Source organism: Bradyrhizobium sp. AZCC 1588, from assembly GCF_036924735.1.
GTDB lineage: Bacteria > Pseudomonadota > Alphaproteobacteria > Rhizobiales > Xanthobacteraceae > Bradyrhizobium.
This window is the reverse complement of the sequence record NZ_JAZHSC010000001.1, coordinates 1,411,052-1,435,057: the sequence shown is the minus strand read 5'-3', so window position 1 is coordinate 1,435,057 and position 24,006 is coordinate 1,411,052. Positions and strand designations below refer to the sequence as shown.

23 protein-coding genes and 1 tRNA gene are annotated in these 24,006 nt (G+C 63.4%); 10 read left to right on the top strand and 14 right to left on the bottom strand.

From position 1 onward, the window contains the following. Positions 1-133: 133 nt before the first annotated feature. The 5 genes from V1277_RS06655 to V1277_RS06635 all read left to right on the top strand — a co-directional run bounded on the left by V1277_RS06655 (position 134) and on the right by V1277_RS06635 (position 5,266). Positions 134-1,561 carry a cell wall hydrolase gene (locus V1277_RS06655; protein ID WP_334415513.1) on the top strand — a complete coding sequence of 476 codons (1,428 nt, stop codon included), beginning with the start codon at positions 134-136 and terminating at the stop codon, positions 1,559-1,561. Between the two features lie 212 nt (positions 1,562-1,773). Beyond that, complete coding sequence (locus V1277_RS06650; RefSeq protein ID WP_334415512.1) at positions 1,774-3,024, top strand: MFS transporter; 1,251 nt, start codon at positions 1,774-1,776, stop codon at positions 3,022-3,024. Positions 3,025-3,068: 44 nt separating this feature from the next. Continuing rightward, complete coding sequence (acuI, locus tag V1277_RS06645) at positions 3,069-4,055, top strand: acrylyl-CoA reductase (NADPH) (protein WP_334415511.1); 987 nt, start codon at positions 3,069-3,071, stop codon at positions 4,053-4,055. A gap of 110 nt (positions 4,056-4,165) precedes the next feature. Next, the gene (locus V1277_RS06640; RefSeq protein ID WP_334415510.1) at positions 4,166-4,783 is read left to right on the top strand and encodes a hypothetical protein; all 618 of its coding nucleotides are present in this window, start codon (positions 4,166-4,168) and stop codon (positions 4,781-4,783) included. A gap of 249 nt (positions 4,784-5,032) precedes the next feature. Continuing rightward, positions 5,033-5,266 (top strand): DUF6894 family protein, encoded by a 234-nt coding sequence (locus V1277_RS06635; protein WP_334377060.1) that lies wholly within the window; start codon positions 5,033-5,035, stop codon positions 5,264-5,266. An 11-nt stretch (positions 5,267-5,277) separates the two neighbouring features. Here V1277_RS06635 and V1277_RS06630 read toward each other — a convergent pair whose 3' ends face one another. The 5 genes from V1277_RS06630 to ygfZ form a co-directional block, all read right to left on the bottom strand. After that, positions 5,278-7,980 (bottom strand): DUF2339 domain-containing protein, encoded by a 2,703-nt coding sequence (locus V1277_RS06630; RefSeq protein WP_334415509.1) that lies wholly within the window; start codon positions 7,978-7,980, stop codon positions 5,278-5,280. A gap of 244 nt (positions 7,981-8,224) precedes the next feature. Beyond that, positions 8,225-8,731: a tyrosine phosphatase family protein gene (locus V1277_RS06625; protein WP_334415508.1), complete on the bottom strand. Its 507-nt coding sequence runs from the start codon at positions 8,729-8,731 to the stop codon at positions 8,225-8,227. Positions 8,732-8,852: 121 nt separating this feature from the next. Beyond that, entirely contained in the window at positions 8,853-9,467 is a 615-nt protein-coding gene (locus V1277_RS06620; RefSeq protein WP_334415507.1) for an HD family hydrolase, read from the bottom strand. Next, positions 9,464-10,090 (bottom strand): DNA-3-methyladenine glycosylase I, encoded by a 627-nt coding sequence (locus V1277_RS06615; protein ID WP_334415506.1) that lies wholly within the window; start codon positions 10,088-10,090, stop codon positions 9,464-9,466. The genes V1277_RS06620 and V1277_RS06615 overlap by 4 nt, the downstream gene beginning before the upstream one ends. Then, on the bottom strand, positions 10,087-10,968 hold the full coding sequence (gene ygfZ, locus V1277_RS06610; protein WP_334415505.1) for a CAF17-like 4Fe-4S cluster assembly/insertion protein YgfZ: 882 nt from the start codon (positions 10,966-10,968) through the stop codon (positions 10,087-10,089). The genes V1277_RS06615 and ygfZ overlap by 4 nt, the downstream gene beginning before the upstream one ends. 150 nt (positions 10,969-11,118) lie before the next feature. Here ygfZ and V1277_RS06605 point away from each other — a divergent pair, with 150 nt between their 5' ends. Next, positions 11,119-12,453, top strand: a complete 1,335-nt coding sequence (locus V1277_RS06605; protein WP_334415504.1) for a dihydroorotase — start codon at positions 11,119-11,121, stop codon at positions 12,451-12,453. 138 nt (positions 12,454-12,591) lie between these two features. On the opposite strand, the gene V1277_RS06600 is transcribed toward V1277_RS06605, so the two are convergent. The 5 genes from V1277_RS06600 to V1277_RS06580 form a co-directional block, all read right to left on the bottom strand. Further along, complete coding sequence (locus tag V1277_RS06600) at positions 12,592-12,858, bottom strand: hypothetical protein (RefSeq protein WP_065744658.1); 267 nt, start codon at positions 12,856-12,858, stop codon at positions 12,592-12,594. Positions 12,859-13,011: 153 nt separating this feature from the next. Beyond that, positions 13,012-13,647, bottom strand: coding sequence for an HAD family hydrolase (locus V1277_RS06595; RefSeq protein WP_334415503.1), 636 nt, complete (start codon positions 13,645-13,647; stop codon positions 13,012-13,014). Between the two features lie 4 nt (positions 13,648-13,651). Further along, positions 13,652-14,029 (bottom strand): TIGR02301 family protein, encoded by a 378-nt coding sequence (locus V1277_RS06590; RefSeq protein ID WP_334415502.1) that lies wholly within the window; start codon positions 14,027-14,029, stop codon positions 13,652-13,654. 63 nt (positions 14,030-14,092) lie between these two features. Further along, positions 14,093-14,512 (bottom strand): NUDIX hydrolase, encoded by a 420-nt coding sequence (locus V1277_RS06585; RefSeq protein ID WP_334415501.1) that lies wholly within the window; start codon positions 14,510-14,512, stop codon positions 14,093-14,095. 92 nt (positions 14,513-14,604) lie between these two features. Continuing rightward, positions 14,605-15,117: a hypothetical protein gene (locus tag V1277_RS06580; RefSeq protein WP_442894451.1), complete on the bottom strand. Its 513-nt coding sequence runs from the start codon at positions 15,115-15,117 to the stop codon at positions 14,605-14,607. Between the two features lie 62 nt (positions 15,118-15,179). Here V1277_RS06580 and V1277_RS06575 point away from each other — a divergent pair, with 62 nt between their 5' ends. Continuing rightward, positions 15,180-15,944: an SOS response-associated peptidase gene (locus V1277_RS06575; RefSeq protein WP_334415500.1), complete on the top strand. Its 765-nt coding sequence runs from the start codon at positions 15,180-15,182 to the stop codon at positions 15,942-15,944. Between the two features lie 116 nt (positions 15,945-16,060). On the opposite strand, the gene V1277_RS06570 is transcribed toward V1277_RS06575, so the two are convergent. From V1277_RS06570 to V1277_RS06555, 4 genes are read right to left on the bottom strand one after another with little or no spacing between them, the layout of a single operon-like run. Further along, positions 16,061-16,642, bottom strand: coding sequence for an NUDIX domain-containing protein (locus V1277_RS06570; protein WP_334415499.1), 582 nt, complete (start codon positions 16,640-16,642; stop codon positions 16,061-16,063). A 14-nt stretch (positions 16,643-16,656) separates the two neighbouring features. Further along, positions 16,657-17,094, bottom strand: coding sequence for a GNAT family acetyltransferase (locus V1277_RS06565; RefSeq protein ID WP_334420298.1), 438 nt, complete (start codon positions 17,092-17,094; stop codon positions 16,657-16,659). A 20-nt stretch (positions 17,095-17,114) separates the two neighbouring features. Continuing rightward, the gene (locus V1277_RS06560) at positions 17,115-18,542 is read right to left on the bottom strand and encodes an FAD-binding oxidoreductase (RefSeq protein ID WP_334415498.1); all 1,428 of its coding nucleotides are present in this window, start codon (positions 18,540-18,542) and stop codon (positions 17,115-17,117) included. 25 nt (positions 18,543-18,567) lie between these two features. Beyond that, positions 18,568-19,560, bottom strand: coding sequence for an L-threonylcarbamoyladenylate synthase (locus tag V1277_RS06555; protein ID WP_334415497.1), 993 nt, complete (start codon positions 19,558-19,560; stop codon positions 18,568-18,570). 69 nt (positions 19,561-19,629) lie between these two features. On the opposite strand from V1277_RS06555, the gene V1277_RS06550 reads away from it, so the two are divergent. The 3 genes from V1277_RS06550 (at position 19,630) to V1277_RS06540 (ending at position 23,902) form a co-directional block, all read left to right on the top strand. Continuing rightward, a tRNA-Pro gene (locus V1277_RS06550) sits at positions 19,630-19,706 on the top strand. Positions 19,707-20,142: 436 nt separating this feature from the next. Continuing rightward, positions 20,143-21,291, top strand: a complete 1,149-nt coding sequence (locus V1277_RS06545) for an amidohydrolase (protein WP_334415496.1) — start codon at positions 20,143-20,145, stop codon at positions 21,289-21,291. A 304-nt stretch (positions 21,292-21,595) separates the two neighbouring features. Beyond that, the gene (locus V1277_RS06540; protein ID WP_334415495.1) at positions 21,596-23,902 is read left to right on the top strand and encodes a TonB-dependent receptor; all 2,307 of its coding nucleotides are present in this window, start codon (positions 21,596-21,598) and stop codon (positions 23,900-23,902) included. Positions 23,903-24,006 lie beyond the last annotated feature (104 nt).

Below are 24,006 nucleotides of genomic sequence, written 5' to 3'. Positions count from 1 at the left end.
GCGCGATGTCTTGCGTGTAGCACGCACGCCACGCCGATTAACTCCCCGGCAACCTAAATTCGATACCAACAAAAAAGGTCGAATTGCACGGATGTACTGACATTCGATCGTGTAAGCGTTGCGTGAGCGTACAATGTTTGTGTTGCGTAACCAGCCGAAGGGCGCGCGGTTCGCGTCCTTCGGTCTCGGTCTCTGCATCTTCGCATTGATGCCGACCGAGATAGGATATCAGGACATCGCCTCGCTGCTGGCGCGCCAGCCGGGCGTCGCCGAGCGCTGGCAAAAGCGCGTATTCTCCACCGCCGGCATCCAGGTCGCGACGTTCTCCTTCGGCCGCCCGATCGGAACGGCGTCGCCGCAGACGGCGACTTACCGTCTCGCAAGCCTCGACACTCAGGGCATCGACATCATGGGTTCGGTGACGCGCAATCCGCTGGTCGCTCCACCGCCGCGCTATCACGCCGCCGATTTCCCCAAGGTCGACCGCACATTGAAGGGCGACCGCCTTATCATCGCGCCGCCGTCGCCGGCAGTGGAGACCACAGGCCCTGCCGATCGAGCGCCGGCGATCGAGGATCCCGCGACATCAAATGCATCGGTCAAGGGCGCCAAGACCGCCGAGACGCCGCCGCCTGTCGAGCGTGCACCGCTCGATCCCGAGCTGCAGGCCGCGCTGAACGCGCCGCCACTGGATATGTCGCTGTCGCTTGAGAGCAAGCCGCAGGACGATCTCAAGGTCGCGCCGCAAGCGGCTACGCCACCGCGCGATGGTTTCTCCTTCAAGACCTCGAGCCTGTTCTTTGGCTCCTCGCTCGGCTCGCCCGAAAGCATCGAACGCTGGCAGCCCGGCGAAGAGCCTGTCATTGTCATGCCACCAGCGCATCCGGATCCCGACATGAAGGTGATGGCCTCGCTGCCGGTCGATGCCGATGGTCCGGTGCGCGCCGGTGAGATGGGCGAGAGCGTCGCGCCGAAGGGCGAGGTCAACGCCGACAACCAGCGCGCCAAGACGCCGGCCGAACGTCTCGGCCTGTTCGACGAGAAGTCGCGCGCCAAGTCGGAAAAGTGCTTGGCTGAAGCGATCTACTTCGAGGCCCGCGGCGAAGCGGTGCGAGGCCAGATCGCGGTGGCGCAGGTGGTTTTGAACCGCGCCTTCTCCGGCAAATATCCCGAAACCGTGTGCGGTGTGGTCTACCAGAACAAGCATCGCCATCTGGCGTGCCAGTTCACCTTCGCCTGCGATAACAACAAGGATGTCATTCGCGAGCCCGACATGTGGGAGCGGGCGAAGAAGATCGCGAAGGCGATGCTCGAGGGCCAGCTCTGGCTGCCGGAAGTCGACAAGTCGACGCACTACCACGCCTATTGGGTGCGGCCGTCCTGGGTCAATGAAATGAAGAAAATGCACAAATTCGGCGTGCATACCTTCTATCGGCCACGCGCCTGGGGCAATGGCAGCGACGCGCCGAGCTGGGGCACCGCCGCCGAGACCGCGGCGATCTCCGCCAAGCTCGCGGAAGCCGCGCAAAGCTCGGCCGAGCAGGCGAGCGCGAAGCGGTAACGGCCGTCGTCCCTGCGTTCCGCAGGGACGACATTTGGCCGAGACGGCAGAGTCCTGCAATTGCACTCATTGCCCTCGACAATTTTGCAGAGCTGCCCTGCAGCGGAAAATTTTTCTCTCCCTCCCTCTTGGGGTTTTCATGCAACTGCATTAACTCACCGTAACGTTTCGCCCGGGCCGTCCCGGGCGCCGATTGGTCCAGGGGGAAGCAAATGGCTGTAACGACCGACCTTCGACCATCCTCCGGCCTTGGCACCTGGCGCACGCCACTGGTGATCATGATCTGCGGCTGCATCATTGCGCTGTTGAGTTTTGGACCGCGCTCCAGCCTCGGCTTCTTCGTTCAACCGATGAGCGCTGAATTTGCCTGGGGCCGCGACGTGTTCGGCCTCGCGCTGGCGCTGCAGAACCTGCTGTGGGGACTGGGGCAGCCGATTGCGGGCGCCATCGCCGATCGCTTCGGCATCCTGCGTGTCATTGTCATCGGCGCGCTTCTTTATGCCGCCGGTCTTCTATTGATGCGCTATTCGTCGACGCCGCTGTCGCTCAATCTTAGCGCCGGTGTCTTGATCGGCTTCGGCTTGTCAGGCTCGTCGTTCAACCTGGTGCTGTCAGCGTTCAGCAAGCTGTTGCCGCCGGAACGGCGCGGTTTCGCGCTCGGCGCCGGCACGGCTGCTGGTTCGTTCGGCCAGTTCCTGTTCGCTCCCTTCGGCGTGGCCGTTATCGATCAGTTCGGCTGGCAAGCAGCGCTCATTGTATTTGCGGCATTGATGCTCCTTATCGTGCCGCTGGCGCTGGCGCTGGCAACGCCACCGGCCGCAACAACGGCCGATGCGCCGCCCGCCGAGCAGCAATCCTTCAAGACCGCGCTGGCGGAAGCGTTCGGTCATCGCTCCTACGTGCTGCTGGTGCTCGGCTTCTTCACTTGCGGCTTCCAGCTCGCCTTCATCACCGTACATCTGCCGGCCTATCTCGTCGATCGCGGTATTCCCGCATCCACCGGCGGCTGGGTGATTGCGGCGATAGGCCTGTTCAACATCATCGGCTCGCTCAGCGTCGGTTGGATACAGAACTATTTTCCGAAGCGCTATATCCTGTCGCTGATCTATTTCACGCGGGCGCTCTCGATCATCGCCTTCATCTCGTTTCCGATCACCACTTTCTCGGCTATTGCGTTCGGCGCCATCAGCGGCCTGACCTGGCTCTCGACGGTGCCGCCGACCTCGGCGCTGGTGGCGCTGATGTTCGGCACAAAGTGGTTCGCAACACTGTACGGCTTTGCCTTCGTCAGCCATCAGGTCGGCGGTTTCCTCGGCGTCTGGCTCGGCGGCATCGTGTTCGAGCAGTTCGGCTCCTACACCCCGATCTGGTGGCTCTCGATCCTGTTCGGCGTGCTGTCGGCGCTGATCAACCTGCCGATCGTCGAGCAGCCGGTCGCGCGCCCGGTTGCACAACCCGCCTGATGCGGTAAACACTCCCGACACAGAAAAGTCCGGGGAGTTTTGCCGTGGGTACGTTCAAGGCCATCAGGATCGACAAGGCCGATAAAGGCACCACCGCCGCGCTGACGCAGTTCGACGAAGCCGAGCTGATGGAAGGCGATGTCACCGTCGCCGTCGAGTGGTCGACGTTGAACTACAAGGATGGTCTAGCCGTCACCGGCAAGGCTCCCGTCGTGCGGCGTTTCCCAATGATCGCCGGCATCGATTTCGCGGGTACCGTTGCACAATCCTCGCATCCGGGTTGGAAGGCCGGCGACAAGGTCGTCTGCAACGGCTGGGGCATGGGCGAGACCCACCTCGGAGCCTATGCCGAGAAGGCGCGCGTCAAGGGCGACTGGCTGGTGCGGCTGCCTGACGGAATGTCGACGCGTGAGGCAATGGCGATCGGCACCGCCGGCTACACCGCGATGCTGTCGGTGTTGGCGCTGGAGAACCATGGCCTGTCGCCCAAAAGCGGTCCGGTCGTGGTGACCGGCGCCGCCGGCGGCGTCGGTTCAGTGGCGATCGCCGTGCTCTCCAAGCTCGGCTATCACGTCATTGCATCCACCGGGCGGATGTCGGAAGCCGACTATCTCAAAGGCCTCGGCGCGGTCGAGGTGATCGACCGGGCCGAACTTGCAGGGGCCGTCAAGCCGCTGGCCAAGGAACGCTGGGCCGGCGGCATCGACAGCGTCGGATCCACCACGCTCGCCAACCTGCTCTCGATGACGAAATATGGCGGCGCCATCGCGGCCTGCGGCCTTGCCGCGGGCATGGACCTGCCGTCCTCGGTCGCGCCGTTCATTTTACGTGGAGTGTGCCTTCTGGGCATCGATTCTGTGATGTGTCCGTTGCCCCGCCGCCAGCTTGCCTGGAACCGCCTTGCCAGCGATTTGGACAAGGCAAAACTAGCTGATATTACTCACGAAATCGGTTTGGACCAGGTGATCGGCGCGGGCGCCGAAATCCTCGCAGGGAAGGTCCGCGGTCGAATCGTGGTAAAAATCCTCTAACGGTGTTCAGACTTTACCAACCAACCTGCTCCAATGTTGCCATGGTGGTTGGTATGGTAAGCAGCGGGTAAAGGCGGGCGCCCGCGCTCTTGTTAAGTTGGAGTAGCTGCATGCTTGCGCGTTTGGTTCTGGGGGCCGTCACGGCCAGTGCGATGATCGTTCCTGCGCTGGCCGGGATGATGAATGCCGACGAGGCGCGCAGGTTCGTGAGCGGCAAGGTTTTCGCCTTTACCTGCTTTGATGGCACCCGCGGCGCTGGGCGCATCCTCGACGATCTCGGTGCAGCCGGTTCTGTCCAATTCAGCGGCTCGGGCCCGATCCGTCATGTGCGCCTGCCCGGCAATACGCTGCAGATTCGCGGCCAGGCCGTCTGCGCTTCGATCAAGGGGCTGCCGTTCGAGCCGTGCTTCAATCTCGACAAGCGTGATGACCGCTCGTTCCGCGGCTCGGTCTCGGGCATGGGCTTTGCCTATTGCGATTTCCGCCATCAGGGCGCCTCGCAGATGCTGATGGCGCGCTCCGTGGCGCGCCCGCGCTCGCTGCATCGTCGGGAGGACCCGTCGCGTGCGGCGGCCGATGCACGGGCCGAAGTAACGGCGCGGGTCGAGACGCCTGCGGTCGAGAGCGCCAAACTCGAGCCGGTGAAATCCGAGCCGAAGGCGGAGCAGGCGAAGCCCGAACCCGCTAAGGCCGAGAGTGCCCCGGAGCTGCGCCGCTCGACCGATTGATCGCGGCAACGGCACCTGCGGCCGCTGCCCACCATCACCGAGTGAGGCGATCACACTGCTTGGGCTCCCTCTCTTGCGATGGACCGGCCGCGCTGCCGGTTCGAGAGCCGGTGTGGTCGTTAATCCCACATTGTCAGCCAACGGGAACCCGTAGTCATACGGGCTGGCGCATTCATGTCCTGGTAGCGAATCTCGTTCCAAGTGACCGGCAGAGAAGGCCGGGAGGCGGCCCAACACATGAGATCAATCATGCCGCTGTATTTTTTTCGGATCAGCCACGGTCGCTACGCAGGCGCGTCCGATCAGGGATCCGAATTCGAAAGCCGTGAAGCCGCCTGGGCCGAGATGACCAAGGTCTGCGGTAACCTTCTTGGCAGCCTTTCGCGCAGCCTGAAACAGAACGCCGAATGGCAGATGGAGCTTTTGGACGAAGCCAAAAAGCCGGTTTTCAGGATTCGTCTGGTCGCCGAATCCATCGGTTAGAGGACCATCGTCTAGCTTCCCCTGGGCGCGGCCGGGGCTGCCGCCTGCCTGCGGAACAGGATCCGCTGGTACAGCCACCCGATCGCCACCAGCACCAGCCCGAGGCACATGAAGGACAGCGCGCGATAGACGCCGGTCAGTGCCTCCATGTCGATCAGGAATGCTTTCAGGATGGTCAGTCCGATGACCACCGCGGACGCCAGCCGCGCGCGCTGCGAGTTGAAGAGAATGCCGATGCCGAGCAAGACGACGCCGAAGGCGAGATATGCGATCGAGTAAGTATATTGCTCGGCACCGCTGGTCGGGCCGGCCGCAATCGCCGGACCGTGATAGATTCGCCTGATCTCGAACGTCACATAGGCAAGCGCGAGAACGAGCGCTGCCGCCGCGATCGTGTTGGCATAGGCGACCGGCCGCCGACCCGCGACGGCATAGGACAACAGCAGCGCGAGCACCGCGGGCAGGGCGTAGCCGAGCAGCAAAAGGTTGATGACAATGCCGCCGACATCGATCCATCGCAGCATCGGGTTTTCCAACAGCAACAGCCCGAACAGTGTCGCGAGGCCGGCAAACGCCGTGAGCAGGATCGCGCCGGCATTGTGAATGACGCTGCCGGTGCGGATGCGCAGCCGCTCCAGTCCGATTGCCATTGCCAGCGTAACGCAGACCTGCAGCGCGACTTCGGTGAGGTCGGCGCTCGCATGGTAGACGTCGCCATCGTTGACGGCATGGCGGATTTCCATGAACGCCAGCAGAACTGTGAACAGGATCGCCGCCGCTTCCACCGTGCGCAGTGGCGCGTCATCGCCGCCGCGGCGCAGGAAGATGCTGCCGGCCCAGAACGATGCCGCCGGAATGCCGTAGCCCCACAACAGCCAGTTGAAGATCGGCGTGGTACCGACGGCCTCGCCGACAATGCGCGGCTCGTAACCGATGCGCAGCACGACGATGCCGGCGAGGATGGCCGCGAGCGTGCGCAGGAACGGAATCGGCCGCTGCGTGGATATCCAGGCGGTGCCTGCTGACATCAGCGCCAAGGCGATCGTCAGCCAGCCTTTTTCCAGCGCAAAGGTCAGCGCCAGCGCCAGCGCTGCGAGGGTGCCGGTCGCAAACAGTGCGATCGAGGCTTGTAGTCCCGGACGATCCTCGCGCTTGCTGAGTATCTCCGTCGCAGCGGCATAGGCCGCGGCGAGCATTACCGCGACAATCGCAAACGGAATCGAGCGGTCGAGATGCGCAATGCGGGCGTAGAGTGCGACCAGCAGCGCCAGCGGCGTGAACACCGCTGCGGCCGACCAGATCACCGGTATCACCGGCCCCGTGAAGCGGCCCTGCGCGAAAAATCCCGCCACGCCAAAGCCCGCCGCGAAGATCGCGGCCGAGATCAGATGCAGCGACACTGATCCTTCCGTGGCGGTCGGCCCGATGCCTTGCAGCGGCCCGCCGGGCAGCACCAGCATGTCGGGATTGGCGCGAATGGCCCATTCGGCGAACACGACGAAGACCAACGCGGCGGCGGCGCCGACGGCACCCGCGGCGGCATCGCTGCGCCAGGCAACCACGATGCTGCCGGCCACCAGCAGCCCGAATACGATCGTCGCGGCGTCGGCATGAAAACTGTTGAGCACGATCAAGGTCGCGCCGAGCAGATAGGCCGCAAGCGAGCCGGATGAGATCGGCTCAACCTGGCCTTGGTCCGCGGGCGGGCCGAACATGAAGCCGCACACCACAAGTAGCGCGGCGAGAATGAATCCGGCGAGCACGTGGAACGCATGCGGGCCGACCATCGACGGGCCGCATTGCAGGCAGGGGAATGTCCATAGCAGGGCAAACGCGATCGTGGTGACCGCGAGCCAGCGCCACAGCCTGACGCGTGCCAGACCGAAGGCCGCCGCAGTGACGATTGCGAGATAGATGTAGAGCGCCCAAAAGTCCGGCTTGTCGGACGAGACCAGGATCGGCGTCACAAAGGCGCCGACCACGCCGAGGCCGGCCAGCGCCGGGCCATGCAGCAGCGCCGCGGCCAGCGTGCCCAGCGCTACCAGACCGAGCAGGATGAACGCGGTCGCCGGGACCAGGAAGCCGTACAGCGCATAGGCTGCATAAACCGTGGCAAATGCCACCGCCGTTCCGGCGGCGGTCAGGATGGCCGGGATATTGGCGATCGGCAGCGCGTCGATCGTGGAAATGCTTTCCTTGCGCCGCGTCCATTCGCCCGCAAGCAGCAAGGCCAGAGCGAACAGGCCGCCGAGGATGGTGCGCACGCCGGGGCCGAGCAAACCTGCCTCGATCGAATAGCGCACCATGAAGAATCCGCCGAGCGCCAGCGTCAGGCCGCCGATCCACACCACCCAGCGCGTGCCGACGGTTTCCTCGAAACCGCGATCGGCCGGCGGCAATGGAGGCGGCGGCGGTGCCCCGTCGGCGGCCTGCCCAGCCGCCTCAGGACTGGCAGCGGACGCGATGGATTCCGCCTCGGGAACGATCGGCGGAGGCGTCGGTGTGGCCCCGCTCGGAGCTGGCGGCAGACTTTGCTCGAAGGCTTCAAATGGTGTCAGGGGCGGAGGCGCGGCTGCAGCAGCGGCCCCCGGCGTGGCCTGCATCGCCTCCAGGCGCTGGCGCAACTCCGCCACCTCATTCATTGCCTTCCGCGCCAAGATCAGGGCGACGATCGCGATCGCAAGCGAAAAGAAAACGAAGGGGTCGTCGAACATCGGGCCTCCGGGCGGGCGCATCAGAGCGTTAACCGGCCACGTCCGCAGCCCGGTTGCAATCCTGTGTGTGCTTTTGTCCGCTAAAAGTTCACGCCGATCCGGAGTTCATTTGGCGCATCCGTGTCCCGGACGCGGTGCAGCGTGCAAACGCTGCTCCGCTGAGCCGGGACCCGACGTCGCAGTGCATTGGACCCCGGATCAGCAGCGCACCACGCCGCATGCGCAGCATCCGGGGAACGCCGCGTCATTCCAGATCTAGTCGGAAGGGCCGGCCTTCGACCATCATGCTGCCCGGACCCATTTCGTCCAGCGCGCGCAGCATGCGCCCCTCACGGCCCAGCGCCCTGTCGGCGAGGCTGACGATCAACCGGTTCGGCGCCGCGATCGGGGAGCGGGCGCGAATCTGCCGGGCGATCTCGATCTCGGCGCGATGCGGATTGAGCGCGCAGGCGGCGGCAAAAGCACTCGCCGTCGAGCGGCTGATGCCGGCATAGCAATGCACCACCATCGGCGCGCTGCGGTCCCAGCCTCGGACGAAATTCAGCACTCTTTCGATATGATGATCCGCCGGCGCGACAAAGCCGTCCATCTCCTCGATAATGTCGTCCATCGAGATTTTCAGATGGTTGGCCTCGAGCACCGAGGCCGGGCGCTGCACCTGATCGACATTGGCCATCACGGTGAGAATGTGGCTGGCGCCGGTCGCCCTGACGGTGTCGGGAAGTGCGGCAAGCGAACAGACGTGAAGCATGGCGTTCCCTGGTATCCTTGGTTGCCGCGATTATAGCTGCTGCCTGTAGGGTGGGCAAAGCGAAGCGTGCCCACCATTTTTGTCGGATGGTGGGCACGGCGCAAGCGCGCCTTCGCCCACCCTACGTTGACGATAGCAGCTCGAATCGCGCCAAAAACTGCTTTTCGGCCCGGGCCGCGGTCCACGGCGTCAGATAGTCCCGCACCGTGGCCTCGGGGAGGCCGGGGTCCCTGCCGAACAGGCGCTTCGCTTCACTTACCGAAAATCCCGCCAGATGGGTGGCTTCGAGATAGGCCGCGCCGCGGTCCGCCGCCTTGATGGCCCTCGTGATTTCATCGGCGAGACTTGGCGGCAGGCCGAAGCGAATATGGATCGCCGCCAGCAGGCGCTTCTCCACCACCTTGTAGTCGCCGCCGAGCACTGCCTTGAACGGTGAGATCATGTCGCCGATGACATATTCTGGTGCGTCGTGCAGCATCGCCGCGAGGCGGAAGCGGGCGTCGACGCGCGGCATCTGCTCGCGCATCACGGCTTCGACCAATAGCGTGTGCTGCGCCACCGAGAAGATGTGCGCGCCGCTGGTCTGCCCGTTCCAGCGCGCCACGCGCGCCAGGCCATGGGCAATGTCGGCGATTTCGATATCGAGCGGGGATGGATCGAGCAGATCGAGCCGTCGCCCCGACAGCATCCGCTGCCAGGCGCGCGTGGCGAGGCTGGACGATCTTCGCGCCGTCATTTGGCCTTGAGGCGGGGCTTGCGCAGCTTGCCGGTGCAGGCCTCGTGGCAGAAGCACGTGACGAGATGGTCGTTGACCATGCCGGTAGCCTGCATGAAGGCATAGACGATGGTCGGGCCGACGAATTTGAAGCCGCGCGCGCCGAGTTCCTTTGAGATCTTGACCGATACCGGCGTCGAGGCCGGTACGCTGGCCGTGGTCTTGAACTGGTTGACGATGGGCTTGCCGTCGACGAAGTCCCACAGGAATTTGGAGAAGCCCGCGCCTTCTTCCATGATCTTCAGATAGGCCTTGGCGCTGTTGACCGCGCCTTCGATTTTTGCGCGGTTGCGCACGATGCCGGCGTCGTTCATCAGCGCGTGGATCTTCTTGGCATTGTAGCGCGCGATCTTTTCCGGCTGGAAATCGTCGAACGCTTTGCGGAAGTTTTCGCGTTTGCGCAAAATCGTGATCCACGACAGCCCGGCCTGAAAACCGTCGAGGATCAGTTTTTCGTACAGCGCCCGGTCGTCATATTCAGGCACACCCCATTCTGTGTCGTGATAGGCCATGTAGAACGGGTCTTCGCCGGGCCACGGGCACCGTGTCTTGCCGTCAGTGTGCAGGCGCGCAGATTTGCTCATGCGACGGTCTGCTTCGGTGGGACGCGAACGTCGTTCGGATCGGTCAGCCGGATCGCAAGGCCGCCGGCGGTCAACGAAAGTCCTGCATCGAGCGCATCCGCAACGCGGTCGATCCGGACCAGCGCGAGGCCGTGGCCGCCGGCGGTCGATCCCATGGTGCCGACCTGCTTGTCGCCACCGAGAACGGCGACGCCGGTTTCCGGCGAAAAGTCTTCGAGGGTAACGCGCACGATCCGCGTGCGCGCGGTGCCGCGATGCTGCATGCGCGACACCACTTCCTGGCCGACATAGCAGCCCTTGTCGAAATCGACGCCGTGCAGGCGGTCCATGTTGGTCTCGTGCGGGAATGCGTCGCTGTACATGAAGTCGAGCCCGCCGCGCGGCACGCCCAAGGCGATGCGATGCGCCTCGTAGTCCTCGCTGTCCACGAGGTCGGCGCCGATCAGCTCGGCCACCTTTTGCTTGAGATCTTCAGGGACAAGAATGCGCCAGCCGAGAGCTTCATGCCGCGGATCGGCAAAGGCCAGATCGGGCTTCACCGCGGGCTCGCCGTCCCAGGCCGCCAGCACGCCCATGCTGTCGGAGATGTTCTCCACCGCGACCTTGGCGCGCAGCTTGTAGAAGCCGAGCTTGTCGGCGAGGTTCTGCGCCAGCACGCGGGGCGCATCGATCAGGAAGTCGCCGCCGTGACCTGCAGGGGCTTCGGTGATAAGGAAGTCCGTCGTGATCTTTCCCTGCGGCGTCAGCAGCGCGCCGAACCGGCCAAGACCGGGCTGCAGCGGCGTGACATCTGTGGTGACGAGGCCGTTGAGGAAGTTGCGGGCATCCTCGCCACTGACCTTGACCACGCCCCGGTCCGGAAGAAATGCTGCTTTCATTAGGTAAAACGGCCTCTTTTGCAGTGCGGTTTGCAGTGAGCTTTCAAGTTCCTGGGAAAACGCAGGAGCCGGATATCACATGAGAACGTAAGGCGCTAAGGTGCTGTCAACAAGGCCTTAAAGCGAGCGCCAGAGGACCATGAAGCAGCGATGAATCAGCGATTTGATACCATTCTAAAATCCGGCACCGTGGTCAATCAGGACGGTGAGGGCATCTGCGACATCGGCATCTCCAATGGCCGGATCGCTGCGATCGGGGGGCTCGGACAGGCCTCCGCCGGCGAGACGATCGACTGCAAGGGCCTGCACATCCTGCCCGGCGTGATGGACACGCAGGTGCATTTCCGCGAGCCGGGGCTGACGCACAAGGAGGACCTCGAGACCGGCTCGCGCAGCGCCGTAATGGGCGGCGTTACCGCGGTGTTCGAGATGCCGAACACCAATCCGCTCACGGTCACCGAGGAGACGTTCGCCGCCAAGATCAACGCCGGCCGTCATCGCATGCATTGCGACTTTGCCTTCTTCATCGGCGGCACCCGCGAGAACGTGAACCATCTGCCGGAGCTGGAACGCGCGCCGGGTTGTGCCGGCGTAAAGGTGTTCATCGGCTCCTCCACCGGCGCGTTGTTGGTCGAGGACGACGAAAGCCTGCGGCGTATCTTCCAGGTAATCCGCCGCCGCGCCGCCTTTCACGCCGAGGACGAATATCGCCTCAATGACCGCAAGTCGCTCCGCATCGAGGGCGACCCGCGCTCGCATCCGGTATGGCGCGACGAGACTGCAGCGCTGATGGCGACCCAGCGGCTGGTCAATCTTGCGCGCGAGACCGGCAAGCGCATCCACGTGCTGCACATCTCGACCAAGCAGGAAATCGACTATCTGCGCGACCATAAGGACGTCGCATCCTGCGAGGCGACGCCACATCATCTCACCATGGCCGCGCCGGAATGCTACGAGCGGCTCGGCACCCTTGCACAGATGAACCCGCCGGTACGCTCGGCCGATCACCGCGAGGGCATCTGGTATGGCATCGAGCAGGGTATCATCGACGTGCTCGGCTCCGACCACGCGCCACATACGCTGGAGGAAAAGGGGAAGACCTATCCCGCTTCGCCCTCCGGCATGACCGGCGTGCAGACGCTGGTGCCCTTGATGCTCGATCACGTCAACGCAGGCCGGCTGTCGCTACAGCGTTTTGTCGATCTCACCAGCGCAGGTCCTGCGCGGCTGTACAACATCGCCTGCAAAGGCCGCATTGCGGCGGGCTACGACGCCGACTTCACCATCGTCGATCTCAAGCGCTCTGAGACCATCACCAACAAGTGGGTGGCCTCGCGCGCCGGCTGGACGCCCTATGACGGCGTCCGCGTCACCGGCTGGCCGGTCGGCACCTTCGTGCGCGGCAGGCGCGTGATGTGGCAGGGCGAAGTAACGACACCGTCCACCGGCGAGCCGGTGCGATTTCTGGAGACATTGAAGGCGTAAGGCACAGCATCGCCGACCACAACTGTCGTCACCCGCGAAAGCGGGTGATCCAGTATTCCAGAGAAGGCAGTGATTGAATCGAGAAGCCGCGGCGTACTGGGTCGCCCGGTCAAGCCGGGCGATGACATTTGTGCAAGATCACTGCTTCGCCAGCGTCAGCGAAAACTCGCCGTTGCGCACGCGGGCCGAAAGACCTTCGGCGAATTTCGCGACCGCGTCCTCGCCATAGGTCGAGACCAGTTCGGCGAGCGCCGTGAACAGGCTCGCTTGCGCCAGGCAGTCGCCGTCGACGCCATCGTGCCGCGCTTCGGCCCAGGCCTCGCTCAGGTAGCTAAGGGCAGTCTGCTTCTGTTCGAGATCCGGAAGCGGGTCGTGGGTGGTCGAGAAGGAGACTGGGCGGCTCATGAAGCTCAACGAAATCTGCGCGCGAACCAGGGCGGATCGCATCCTAACTCGACAAGCTGTATCACGCGCTGCGGGCCCGCCTAGGCCACATCTTTAGGAAAGGTTAACGGCACTGCCGATATTTCGAGCGAGGGTTCCACGAGGTTCCCAACGTCAGGAAATGCAGCCGAGAATCGCTCCGGGCGTAGCGCAGACATGGTGCGCGCCGGCCTCGATCAGCTCGGCCCGGCTGCCGTAGCCGTACAACACGCCGATGCCCTTCATACCGTTGTTTTTTGCGCCGACCATGTCGTGGCTGCGGTCGCCGATCATCAGGGTTTTGGACGGATCGACGGCAACTTCCTTCAGCGCGTATTGCAGCAAATGCGACTTGTCCGCGCGGGTGCCGTCGAGCTCGGCGCCGAACACGCGCTCGAAGTGCTTGCGCAAGCCGAAATGGTCGATGATGCGCTCGGCGAACACGTGCGCCTTGCTGGTAGCGACGAACAGCCGGTGGCCGGACGCGCGGAGTGCCGTCAGCACCTCGTCGATGCCGTCGTACACGCCGTTTTCGTAGAGGCCGATGTCGGAAAATCGCTCGCGATAGAGCGTCACCGCGCGGTCCGCGGAGTGATCGCCGAGCAACTTGACAAAGCTTGAGCGCAGCGGCGGGCCGATGCACCAGGTCAGTTCGTCCTCGGTCGGGATGGTGGGATGATCGAGCCTTTGCAGCGCATACTGGATCGATCGGGTGATGCCGGGCTTGGGGTCTGTCAGCGTTCCGTCGAGGTCGAAATAGATCGTGTCCATGGCCTTAGTTCGCGTAGCGCGCGGTGAGGTCGCGCGAGATTTTGGAGCCTTCCTCGATATATCTGCGGATCGCGACCGAGGCTGCCGGCGTGCAGGTCCGGTAGGTCTGCTGAAAGCCATTATAGCCGCGGTTGAAGCCGGCGATCATGCGGGCGCGGCGGTCCCCGGAGGGGGTTTCGGCATCGATCAGCGCCTGCATCTCATTGCGCCATTTCGCTCCTTCATTGGCGCCGCAAATGCCTCGGAGGTAATGCAGGGTGCCGAGAATCTCGGCCAGCCGCTGCAGTTCGCCATCAAACGGCGCAGCCGCGTCCTGGGCGCGTGCGGGGGCCACATGGCATGCCGAAATGAGGATGAGGGCGGCGAGGGCGTGCTTGAGCATTTGAGGGCCGATATGCCCCCTCAATACGCCCGAGGCAAGGCGTGAGGCGCCAGTAGGGACCGCCTAGACCAGCTTCCGGGCGGCCTCGATAACCTCCAGAAGGCCGCCGGTGACCTTGAGATTGCCAAGCGCATCCGGCGCCAGCCATTTGAAATCGTCGTGCTCGTCGTTCAGGACTGGCTCGCGGGCCGTCCAGCGCGCCGCGAATGACATGATCACGTAGTGCCCGCCGCCAGAGGCCCCCGGCAGCACCTCGCGCCAGCCGGCCAGGCCCAGAATCTGGATTCGCAAGCCCGTTTCCTCGTCCACCTCGCGGTGGAGCGCGGTATGCAGGGATTCGCCGAATTCGACCCGGCCGCCGGGGAGCGAGTAAAAGCCCTTGCCCGGCGTGCGGGCGCGGCGGACCAACAGGACCTTGCCGTCACGGAAGATCGCGCCGCTGACGGCGAGTTGGGGGCGGTCCGGCTGAATGGGAGAGGTCAAGGGGTGATCCGGTAAGCAGGGAACTCGCTGCGCACACGATCATGCCCGATCGGGCCGCGCAGGTCGAATGTGGTGGGCCGGGGACGAGGCGGCTAGTTCGACATCGCCCCTTCGAAGTCGGTGTCGGCATTGCCGTTGATGACGCCGCCGGCCAGCGCCACCAGCGGCTTGACCCAGGCGGTGGCCTGCTCGGCCAGCGTGGCGCGGGTTTTGTCCTGCTGGGCCTCGCGCATCGCCTTGCCTACCGCGGTCAGGATCGAGGTCATGGTCGCCGTGAGCTTGTCGAAATCGGCACGGACCTTGGGGTCGGCGCATTCATAGGCCTCGATCGCGAGGTCGCGGGCCTTGAAGTTGGAGGCCCAGAAATGCTCGGCGTAGGACAGCGGCGTCCAGGTGAGAAAATCCTCCGCGCATTCCGGCATGTCCGGAACCATTTCGAGCAGCATGATGGCTTCGTTGAAATGATTCAGGTAGTCGGTGGCGAGCCCAGTGCGGGGATTGATATTGGCGGCGCGCAATTGCTCCGCGCGAGCTTCATCTATGCGGCCTGTCGGTGGCGGCATCGGCGGATCGGATCGCACTTCTGTGGCGGCCATGGAGGTCATCCATCCCACTGTTAACATCTGGGGTTAACACCCATTAAACGGAAGCCTATGTTGGTCAGATAATGTGCGGACGCTTCGTCATCACCTCGCCGCCGGAGGCGCTTCGGCAAATCTTCGGCTATATCGAGCAGCCCAATTTCCCGCCGCGGTATAATATCGCGCCGACTCAACCTGTTCCGGTGGTGATTCTGGAAAATGGCGGCCGCCATTTCCGGCTGATGCGCTGGGGCCTGGTGCCGGCTTGGGTGAAAGATCCCCGTAAATTTACGCTCCTGATCAACGCGCGCTCCGAGACGGTGCTTGACAAGCCCGCGTTCAAAAACGCCATCAAGCGGCGGCGCTGCCTGATCCCGGCGGACGGCTACTACGAATGGCAGGACGCCGGCGGCCGCAAGCGGCCGTTCTTCATCCATCGCCGCGACGGCCGTCTCGTTGGCTTTGCTGCGCTCGCGGAGACCTGGATGGGGCCGAACGGCGAGGAGACCGACGGCGTCGCCATCGTCACCGCACCCGCCAGCCGCGATCTCGCCACGCTGCATCACCGCGTGCCCGTGACGATCGCGCCTGACGAATTCGAGCGCTGGCTCGATGGCCGCATCCACGATGCAGAGGATGTCATGCCGCTGCTGCGCGGGCCTGTTGAGGGCGAGTTCGCCTGGCACGAGATTTCCACGCGCGTCAATCGCGTGGTCAATGACGACGCGCAATTGCTGCTGCCGATCACGGACGAGCAGCGTGCGGCGGAGGAGCCGAAGCCTGCGAAGCGCGCCGCGCCGCGCAAGGCGACGGCGGCATCAGAGGATGACGGGCAGGGCTCGTTGTTTTGAGGCGGATACAATCTCGTCGTCTCTGGTAGGGTGGGCAGAGCGAAGCGTGCCCACCATTTCCACCACGAAATTCTGCTCGCAATGGTGGGCACGCTGCGCTTTGCCCTCCCTACAGGTCAGCGAAAAATATGCAGCGCCGCGTATTGCAGCAGCATGATGGTCTTGGCATCCGCAATGCGGCCATCCGAAATCATGGCCAGCGCGGAATCGATCGGCAACTCCAGCACCTCGATGTCCTCGCCTTCGTTGGCCAATCCACCGCCGTCGCCGACCCGCATCGCAGCTTCGTATTCGGCGACGAAAAAGTGCAGCTTCTCGGTGACCGAGCCCGGGCTCATGAAGGCCTCGAACACCTTGCGCACATCGTGCAACCGATAGCCGATTTCCTCCTCCGCCTCCGCACGAATCCGATTCTCGGGAGTCTCGTCGTCGAGCATGCCGGCGGCGGCCTCGATCATGAGATCGTCGTGCCCGGCACGATAGGGCGGCAGGCGGAACTGTCGCGTCAGCACGACGGTGCGGCTTGCGACATTGTACGCCAACAGCGTGGCGGCGTGACCGCGGTCGAAAACCTCCCGCTTCATCGTCTGCCATTCGCCGTCGCCGCGGCGATAGTCGAACTCGACTTCCTCCAACCGATAGTGCCGGTCGGAGAGCACGGTGACGTTCTTGACGCGGACACGATCTGCGAGGCTCATGGCAATCCTTCAGCTCACCGCGGCGGCTCGCGGCCGTCGAGCCACTTGGCGAAAAACAGCATCTTTTGCTCGCCGAATCCGATCGACTGGTAGAAGGCGGCGACATCAGAATTTTCCGGCCGCACCAGCAATTGCAGTTTCGGAATGCCGGCCGCGCGCAGCCAGTCCTCGGCCGCGTTCATGATGGCGCGGCCATAACCTTGCGCGCGGCGATCGGGATCGGTGGCGACGTAATAGACCCAGCCGCGATGCCCGTCATGGCCGACCATCGCGGTCGCCACGATCGCGTCACCGTCGCGGCCGATCAGCACCGTGGAGTGCGGTCCACGGCGAGCGAGCGCGATGTCGGCGGCGGGATCGTTCCAGGGCCGCGTCAGGCCGCTGGCCTGCCACAGCGCGATCACGGCCGCGACATCGGCATCCACGATCTCGGCGATGGCGAGCGCAGGCACGGGCTTCGTCGCTGATACGGTCACAGCACCTTGCCCGGATTCATGATGCCGAGCGGGTCGAGCATTGCCTTGATGCCGCGCATCAGTTCGATCGCGACCTTGTCCTTGACGTCGGGCAGTTCGTCGCGCTTGAGCACGCCGATGCCGTGCTCGGCGGAAATCGATCCACCCATCCGCAATACGATTTCGAACACCACCTCGTTGACCTCATGCCAGCGCGACATGAAATCGGCGGTATTGCCGCCGATCGGCTGGCTGACGTTGTAATGGATGTTTCCGTCGCCGAGATGGCCGAACGGCACAGGCCGCGAGCCCGGGATGAGCTTCACCACTGCCGCATTGGCCTCCTCGATGAAGGCGGGCACGGCCGCGACCGGCACCGAGATGTCGTGCTTGATCGAGCCGCCTTCCGGCTTCTGCGCGGCCGACATTTCGTCGCGCAGTTTCCAGAACGCGGCGCGATGCGAGAGATTCGCCGCGATCACGGCATCATCGACGATGCCTTCCTCCATGCCCTTGGCGAGGATCGCTTCCAGCGCGTCACGCGCGTCGTCGCGCGAGGACGACAATTCCATCAGAACGTACCAGGGATGCTTGGTCGAGAGCGGATCGCGGATGTCGATGCCGTGACGCAGGCTGAAATCGACGGCGATATCGGCCAGCAATTCGAAGCTGGTCAGGCTGCCGGCGGCCTCATTCTGCGCGATCGACAACAGTTTTAGCGCCTGCGCCGGCGATTGAAGGCCGACATGGGCGGTCTCCACCGCGTGCGGCTTCGGAAACAATTTTAACGTCGCCGCGGTGATGATGCCGAGCGTGCCCTCGGCGCCGATGAAGAGGTTGCGCAAATCGTAGCCGGTGTTGTCCTTTTTCAGTTTGGACAATCCGTTCAGGATCCGGCCATCCGCCAGCACGACTTCGAGCCCGAGCGCCATCTCGCGCGCCACGCCGTACGCCAGCGCCGCCGTGCCGCCGGCATTGGTGGAGAGATTGCCGCCGATGGTGCAGCTACCCTCGGCGCCGAGCGACAATGGGAACAGGCGATCGACTTCGGCCGCGCGAGCTTGCGCGATCTGCAGCACCACGCCGGCCTCGCACGTCATGGTGTTCGAGGCGGGATCAATCTCGCGAATTTTGTCGAGCCGCCGCAGCGAGACGACGACCTCGCCATGATGCGGGGTCTGCCCGCCGACCAGCCCGGTGTTACCGCCCTGCGGCACCAGCGCGATTTGGTGTTCGCTGGCGAGTTTGCAGATCGCGGACACTTCTGCCGTCGAGCCCGGCCGCAGCACCAGCGGCGAGCGGCCGTGGAACAGGTCGCGTTCCTCGGTGACGTAAGGCGCAATATCGGCAGCATCGGTCACCGCATATTTCTCGCCGACGATGGCGCGGAATTTTGCGATCAGCTCGGCGGGAAGCGGCGACACGGAACCCTGAACGATATTCATTTTATTCTCTTTCATTCCCGACCGTTCATTCTCGCCCAACTGCCGCGCGGCGCAGCCGGTCGTTGATGGCTTCGCCCAATCCTTCGTTCGGAATCGGCATCACCGCGATCGTGTGCGCGCCCTTGGCGTCGAGCGCGCGAAGATGGCCGAACAAATTGGCGGCGGCCTCGTCGAGATCGCCGCGCTCCGACAGATTCATCACGCTCGAGGCGGCGTCAATTCCGGAAATTGCTCCGAGGCCAAACGCGAGCAATGCTTCGCCCGGCTCGAGCGCGGCCGCATTGAGCCGCACACGCGCGCGCGGCGCGTAGTGCGAGGCCAACATGCCCGGCGCCAGCGGCTGGCCGGTTTCGCTCTCAGTGCCCGCCGGCGGCTGCACCAGCGCGCGGCCCAGCACGCGCTCGATCTCGGCGCGCGGCAGGCCGCCGGGGCGCAGCAGCATCGGCGCGTCAAAGCAGCCGACGATGGTCGATTCGACGCCGACCTCGACCGCGCCGGCATCGACGATCAGGTCGATCCGCCCCGCGAGGTCGCTCTGCACATGAAGGGCCGTGGTAGGCGAGACGTGGCCCGAGATGTTCGCGGACGGCGCGACCACCGGGCCGCCGAACTCGCGCAGGATGTCGCGAGCCACCGGATGGGCCGGAATGCGGACCGCGACCGTATCGAGGCCGGCGGTCGCGAGATCGGCGACTGCGCAAGCTTCCGTCTTCGGCAGCACCAGCGTCAGCGGGCCGGGCCAGAACGCTTCGGCCAGCGCCGTCGCAGCCGCGTCAAACCGGGCGATCTGCCGCGCGGCGGCGACATCGCCGACATGGGCGATCAGCGGGTTGAAGGCCGGCCGGCCCTTGGCCTGGTAGAGGCGGGCGATCGCGGCCGGATTGGTGGCATCGGCGCCGAGGCCGTAGACCGTCTCGGTCGGGAACGCCACCAGCCCGCCTTCTGAAAGCGCACGCGCGGCAGCCGCCACGGCGGCCTCGCCGGCGGGCAAAATCTGGGTTTTCAGGCCAACATTCACTGTGATTAATTTCCTTAATTCGGCTGCTTGCGGTCGCCGAAACCCAAGGCTATAAGCCGCGTTCCAAGTCGGAGTGTGGCTCAGCCCGGTAGAGCACTGCGTTCGGGACGCAGGGGTCGCAGGTTCGAATCCTGCCACTCCGACCATTTGCGCTTGCCATTCATTTTTCAGGACTTTTTCTGATTGCTGGCGGTTCCCAAGTCAACCGCTGATTCCCCTTCCAAAGCCGAGCATAGATATGCGTTCCCGCGGCGCATGGCGTCCGGGGCTTGCCAGTTTCACCCTCGAAAGGGAGGATGCAGGGAATGCCGGGTGCCGGCTCGCACCCGCGGTCTCGTGTGCAAGTAGCGCTAAGAAAATGCGCACACGAGCATACAGGTACAGCCAGAGCATTCCGGCATTCCCTGCGCAATGGTTTGACGGCTTATGCCGCGCTCTCCCGGAGACGAATTCCTTTTGCCTCCGTCGCTGCCGGCGGATCGAGTCGTTTGGAACATCTCGAAGGAGAGGTTGAATCAGATTGCGTACGATCGATGAATTTTTCAACGTCCGCCAAACTGGTCACGAACCCGGGGATAGCTCATGTTCTTGCTCGAACAGGATCTGGCCGAACTGGTTGCCTGGCGCCGCCAACTGCACCGCAGGCCGGAATTGTCGGGGCAGGAGAAGGAGACGGCGCAAACCGTACAGGCGTTTCTCAGGGCAGCCGGGGCCGACAAGATCATTACCGAACTGGGCGGACATGGCGTGGCCGGGATCTATGAAGGGAGTGCGCCGGGCCCGACGATCATGCTTCGGTCCGAACTGGACGGACTGCCGATTCAAGAGACATCCGTGATTCCGCATCGGTCGGAGGTGCCGGGAAAAGCGCATCTCTGTGGCCATGACGGTCACATGACGATCCTCGCAGCCGTGGCGCGCGATCTCTGCCGAACGCGTCCCCGCTGTGGGCGGGCCGTGTTGCTGTTCCAACCCGCTGAAGAGGATGGATCGGGCGCGGCTTCTGTGCTTGCCGACAAAAAATTTCAGCAGGTGCAGCCGGACTTCGTGTTTTCCTTGCACAACCTGCCGGGCCTTGCGCTGGGCGAAGTCGCCATCGCGGAAGGCCTGGTCAATTGCGCCTCGCGCGGCATGCAGATCGCATTGTTCGGCCGAACGGCGCACGCGTCGAATCCGGAACTCGGCGTTTCGCCGCAACGAGCCATGGTCCGGCTGCTGAACGAAATCCCTGCGCTGGGACAGGGCGGCGAGTTCACTAGCGAATTCTCGATGGTCACGGTCACCCACGCGCGGCTGGGTGAGCCGGCGTTTGGCATCTCGCCGGGGCACGCCGAGCTTTGGTTGACGCTCAGAACGCTGACGGACGCAAAGATGGAAAGCATCCGCTTGCAGGCTGAGAATTTGATTCGGCGCGTTGCGGAAGACGAGCGGCTGAAAGTGGAGATCGCCTATCGCGACGTCTTCGCTCACTGCATGAACGCGCCCGAGGCGGTCATTCATCTGAAGAGCGCGCTAGATGCCGAAGGGATCGCGCACTCCACGCGGGGCCTGCCGCTGCGCGGCTCCGAGGATTTCGGCCTGTTCAACCGGCAAGCGAAGTCTGCGATGTTTTTCTTGGGCGCCGGTCGGGATCATGCCGGCCTGCATGCGCCGGACTATGATTTTCCGGACGAGTTGATCGAAGTCGGCTCGCGGGTCTTCATCCGCGCGTTGCGCAATCTGTTGGGTTGATGTGGCGCGAATCGATTTCCTGATATCGCTGCACAACAAAGCATCACGACTCGGCCGACCGCTGCATTCGACTTCGCGTTCACCTCACAAAATTAGAACGCTTAAAAACTTCATGCGATTTAGAACAATTCGAAGAGCGTGAGGTGTTGCCTCATCGCAACTAACGCAATCCGTTATGTGCACGCTTCGTTACCTTAGATGGCTTCTACTCGCCGTTTCCACCTCAGAAGTTAGAACGGGCCGGAACCTGCTTGTGGGCCTTTGGGGTGGAAGTATGACGCATCGAGTCGCTGCCAGAAATGTTATGCGCGCTGTTTCGCTGGGAGCGGTGAGCTATCTTGCGCTGTCTCTGGATGTTGCCGGCGGCTCGAGCGCCTTCGCGCAGAATTTGCCGCCCGTCACCGTCGATGCTCCAACCCAGCAACGCGCGCGCTCAGCCCCAGCACGGAGAACGCAAACGTCGACGTCGCGCGTGCAGCGCCGTGTCGCAGCGCCGGCGCCGCGTCGGGTGGAGCCGGTGCCGTATGTGACGCCTACGACTGGCGCGCTCGGTGCTCCGCCCGCACCCTATGCGGGTGGGCAGGTTGCCACGGGATCCCGGCTCGGATTTCTCGGTAATCGCGGCGTTATGAACACGCCGTTCAACCAGACCAGCTACACTGCGGAGCTGATTAAGAACCAGCAGGCGCGCACCGTCGGCGATGTCCTGTACAACGATCCGTCGGTCCGGATGAAGACGCCCGCCGGCAACGGCATCGATGGCCTCTACATCAGGGGCTTCTACCACGACAGCGGCGACTACTCCATGAACGGCCTCTATGGAATGGCGCCGTTCTATTCAACGTCGGCGAATTTCCTCGAACGTGTCGAGGTTCTGAAAGGCCCGGGCGTGCTGCTCACCGGCATGCCGCCTGCGGGCGCCAACGGTGGTAGCATTAACCTGGTAACGAAGAGCGCTCCCGACTTCGATATTACGGAGCTGACCGCACTTTATAGGTCAAAGTCCCAATTCGGACTGCAGACTGATGTGAGCCGGCGCTACGGTGAACACAAGGAATGGGGAATCCGGTTCAATGGCGAGGGGCGAGGTGGATCGACCGCGTTTGACCGGCAGACCTCCGAGTTCGGCAACGCCGCACTCAATCTCGACTACCGGGGCGAGCGTGTGCGCTTCTCCACGGATATCGGTTACCAGGCCGAAAATCTTAATCCGCCGCTGCGGTTCCTGACGTTCAACACCAGCCCTCCTTTTCCGACCTCCATTCCGGTTCCAGCCGCACCAAAGCCCGGCACCAATTACATGCCGGATTGGGCCACATGGAAACCGAGGGATACGTTCGCGATGACGCGCGGCGAAGTCGATCTGACTGAGTCGGTCACTGCATATGGCGCGCTCGGATACCACAAGAGCGAGATCGATTACATCTATGCGTCGCCGCGCATCACGAGCGCCAATGGCAACTGGACGGCCATTCCTTTCAATGGACGCGACGTCTATGACAATTATGCGGGTGAGGTCGGGCTGCGCGCATCGGTCGACACTGGGCCCATCAACCATCTCCTGACCGTCAACTACTCGGCCTTCGAGCGGGATTACAGTTCGTTCGGCAGGGCAGGTGCGGCTGTCAATTCAAACCTGTACAATCCGGTCTCGATCCCTTACCCGAACTTCACGACTGTCGCCCAAAATCTTCAAACTCAGACAAGGCTTACCAGTGTCGGCATCGCCGACACGATGTCGATGTTTAATGACAGACTCCAGTTCATCGTTGGAGCCAGACGACAGACGGCGGCAGTGGACAGTGCAAACCTTCTGACTGGCGCCAAATCGAGCGTCGATGTTCCAACCTGGAGTCCCGGCTATGCGGTAATCGTGAAGCCGCTGGAGAACGTCTCGCTCTACGCAAACTACATCGAAGGCCTCAAGGCGCCAGAAGTGGTAACGGGAGCCACGACGTATTCAAACGTCGGAGAAATCATTCCGCCCGCGCAGACGAAGCAGAAGGAAGCCGGCGTCAAAGTCGACATGGGCCGCGTTACCGTCACAGCGAGTTGGTTTGATATCACGAGCCCTAACATAATAGCGGTCGCCGTACCGGGAGTGACCCTGCCTGCAAGGCGACTTGCTGGCGAGCAGCAAAATCGTGGCGTAGAGCTCCACGCCTTCGGCGAGATTTCGCCGACTGTTCGGATCCTGGGCGGCGTCACTCTCATCGATGGCGAAGTGATCAAGCAATCGACCTCGGTTGGATCATCGGTCTTCAACTTCAACGGTAAGGTGCCCGTGGGTGTGTCGGCGTTGAATCTCAATATTGGCGCCGAATGGGACACTCCCTTCGTGGACGGGCTTACGCTGACCGGCCGGGTCATTCACACCAGCGAGAGTTATGCCAACGATGCGAATACGCAGGAGCTGCCGGCATGGACGCGGGTCGACCTCGGTGCGCGCTACACCTTCCTGTCACCCTGGAACGGCAAGCCAATCGTCATTCGCGCCAATGTAGAGAACGTCTTCAATGAGGCTTATTGGAACTCCTATCGCACGGTAAGCAGCGCCGTATCCCTCGGTGCCCCGCGCACCTATCTCTTGTCGACGACGTTCAATTTCTGAACGCTGCGCAGTTCAATCGCTTGCAATTCATGCCGCCGCGGATCTCATCCGCGGCGGCATTTCTTTGACCTAGTGTTGTCGCAAAACTGACGCATCGAAATTGA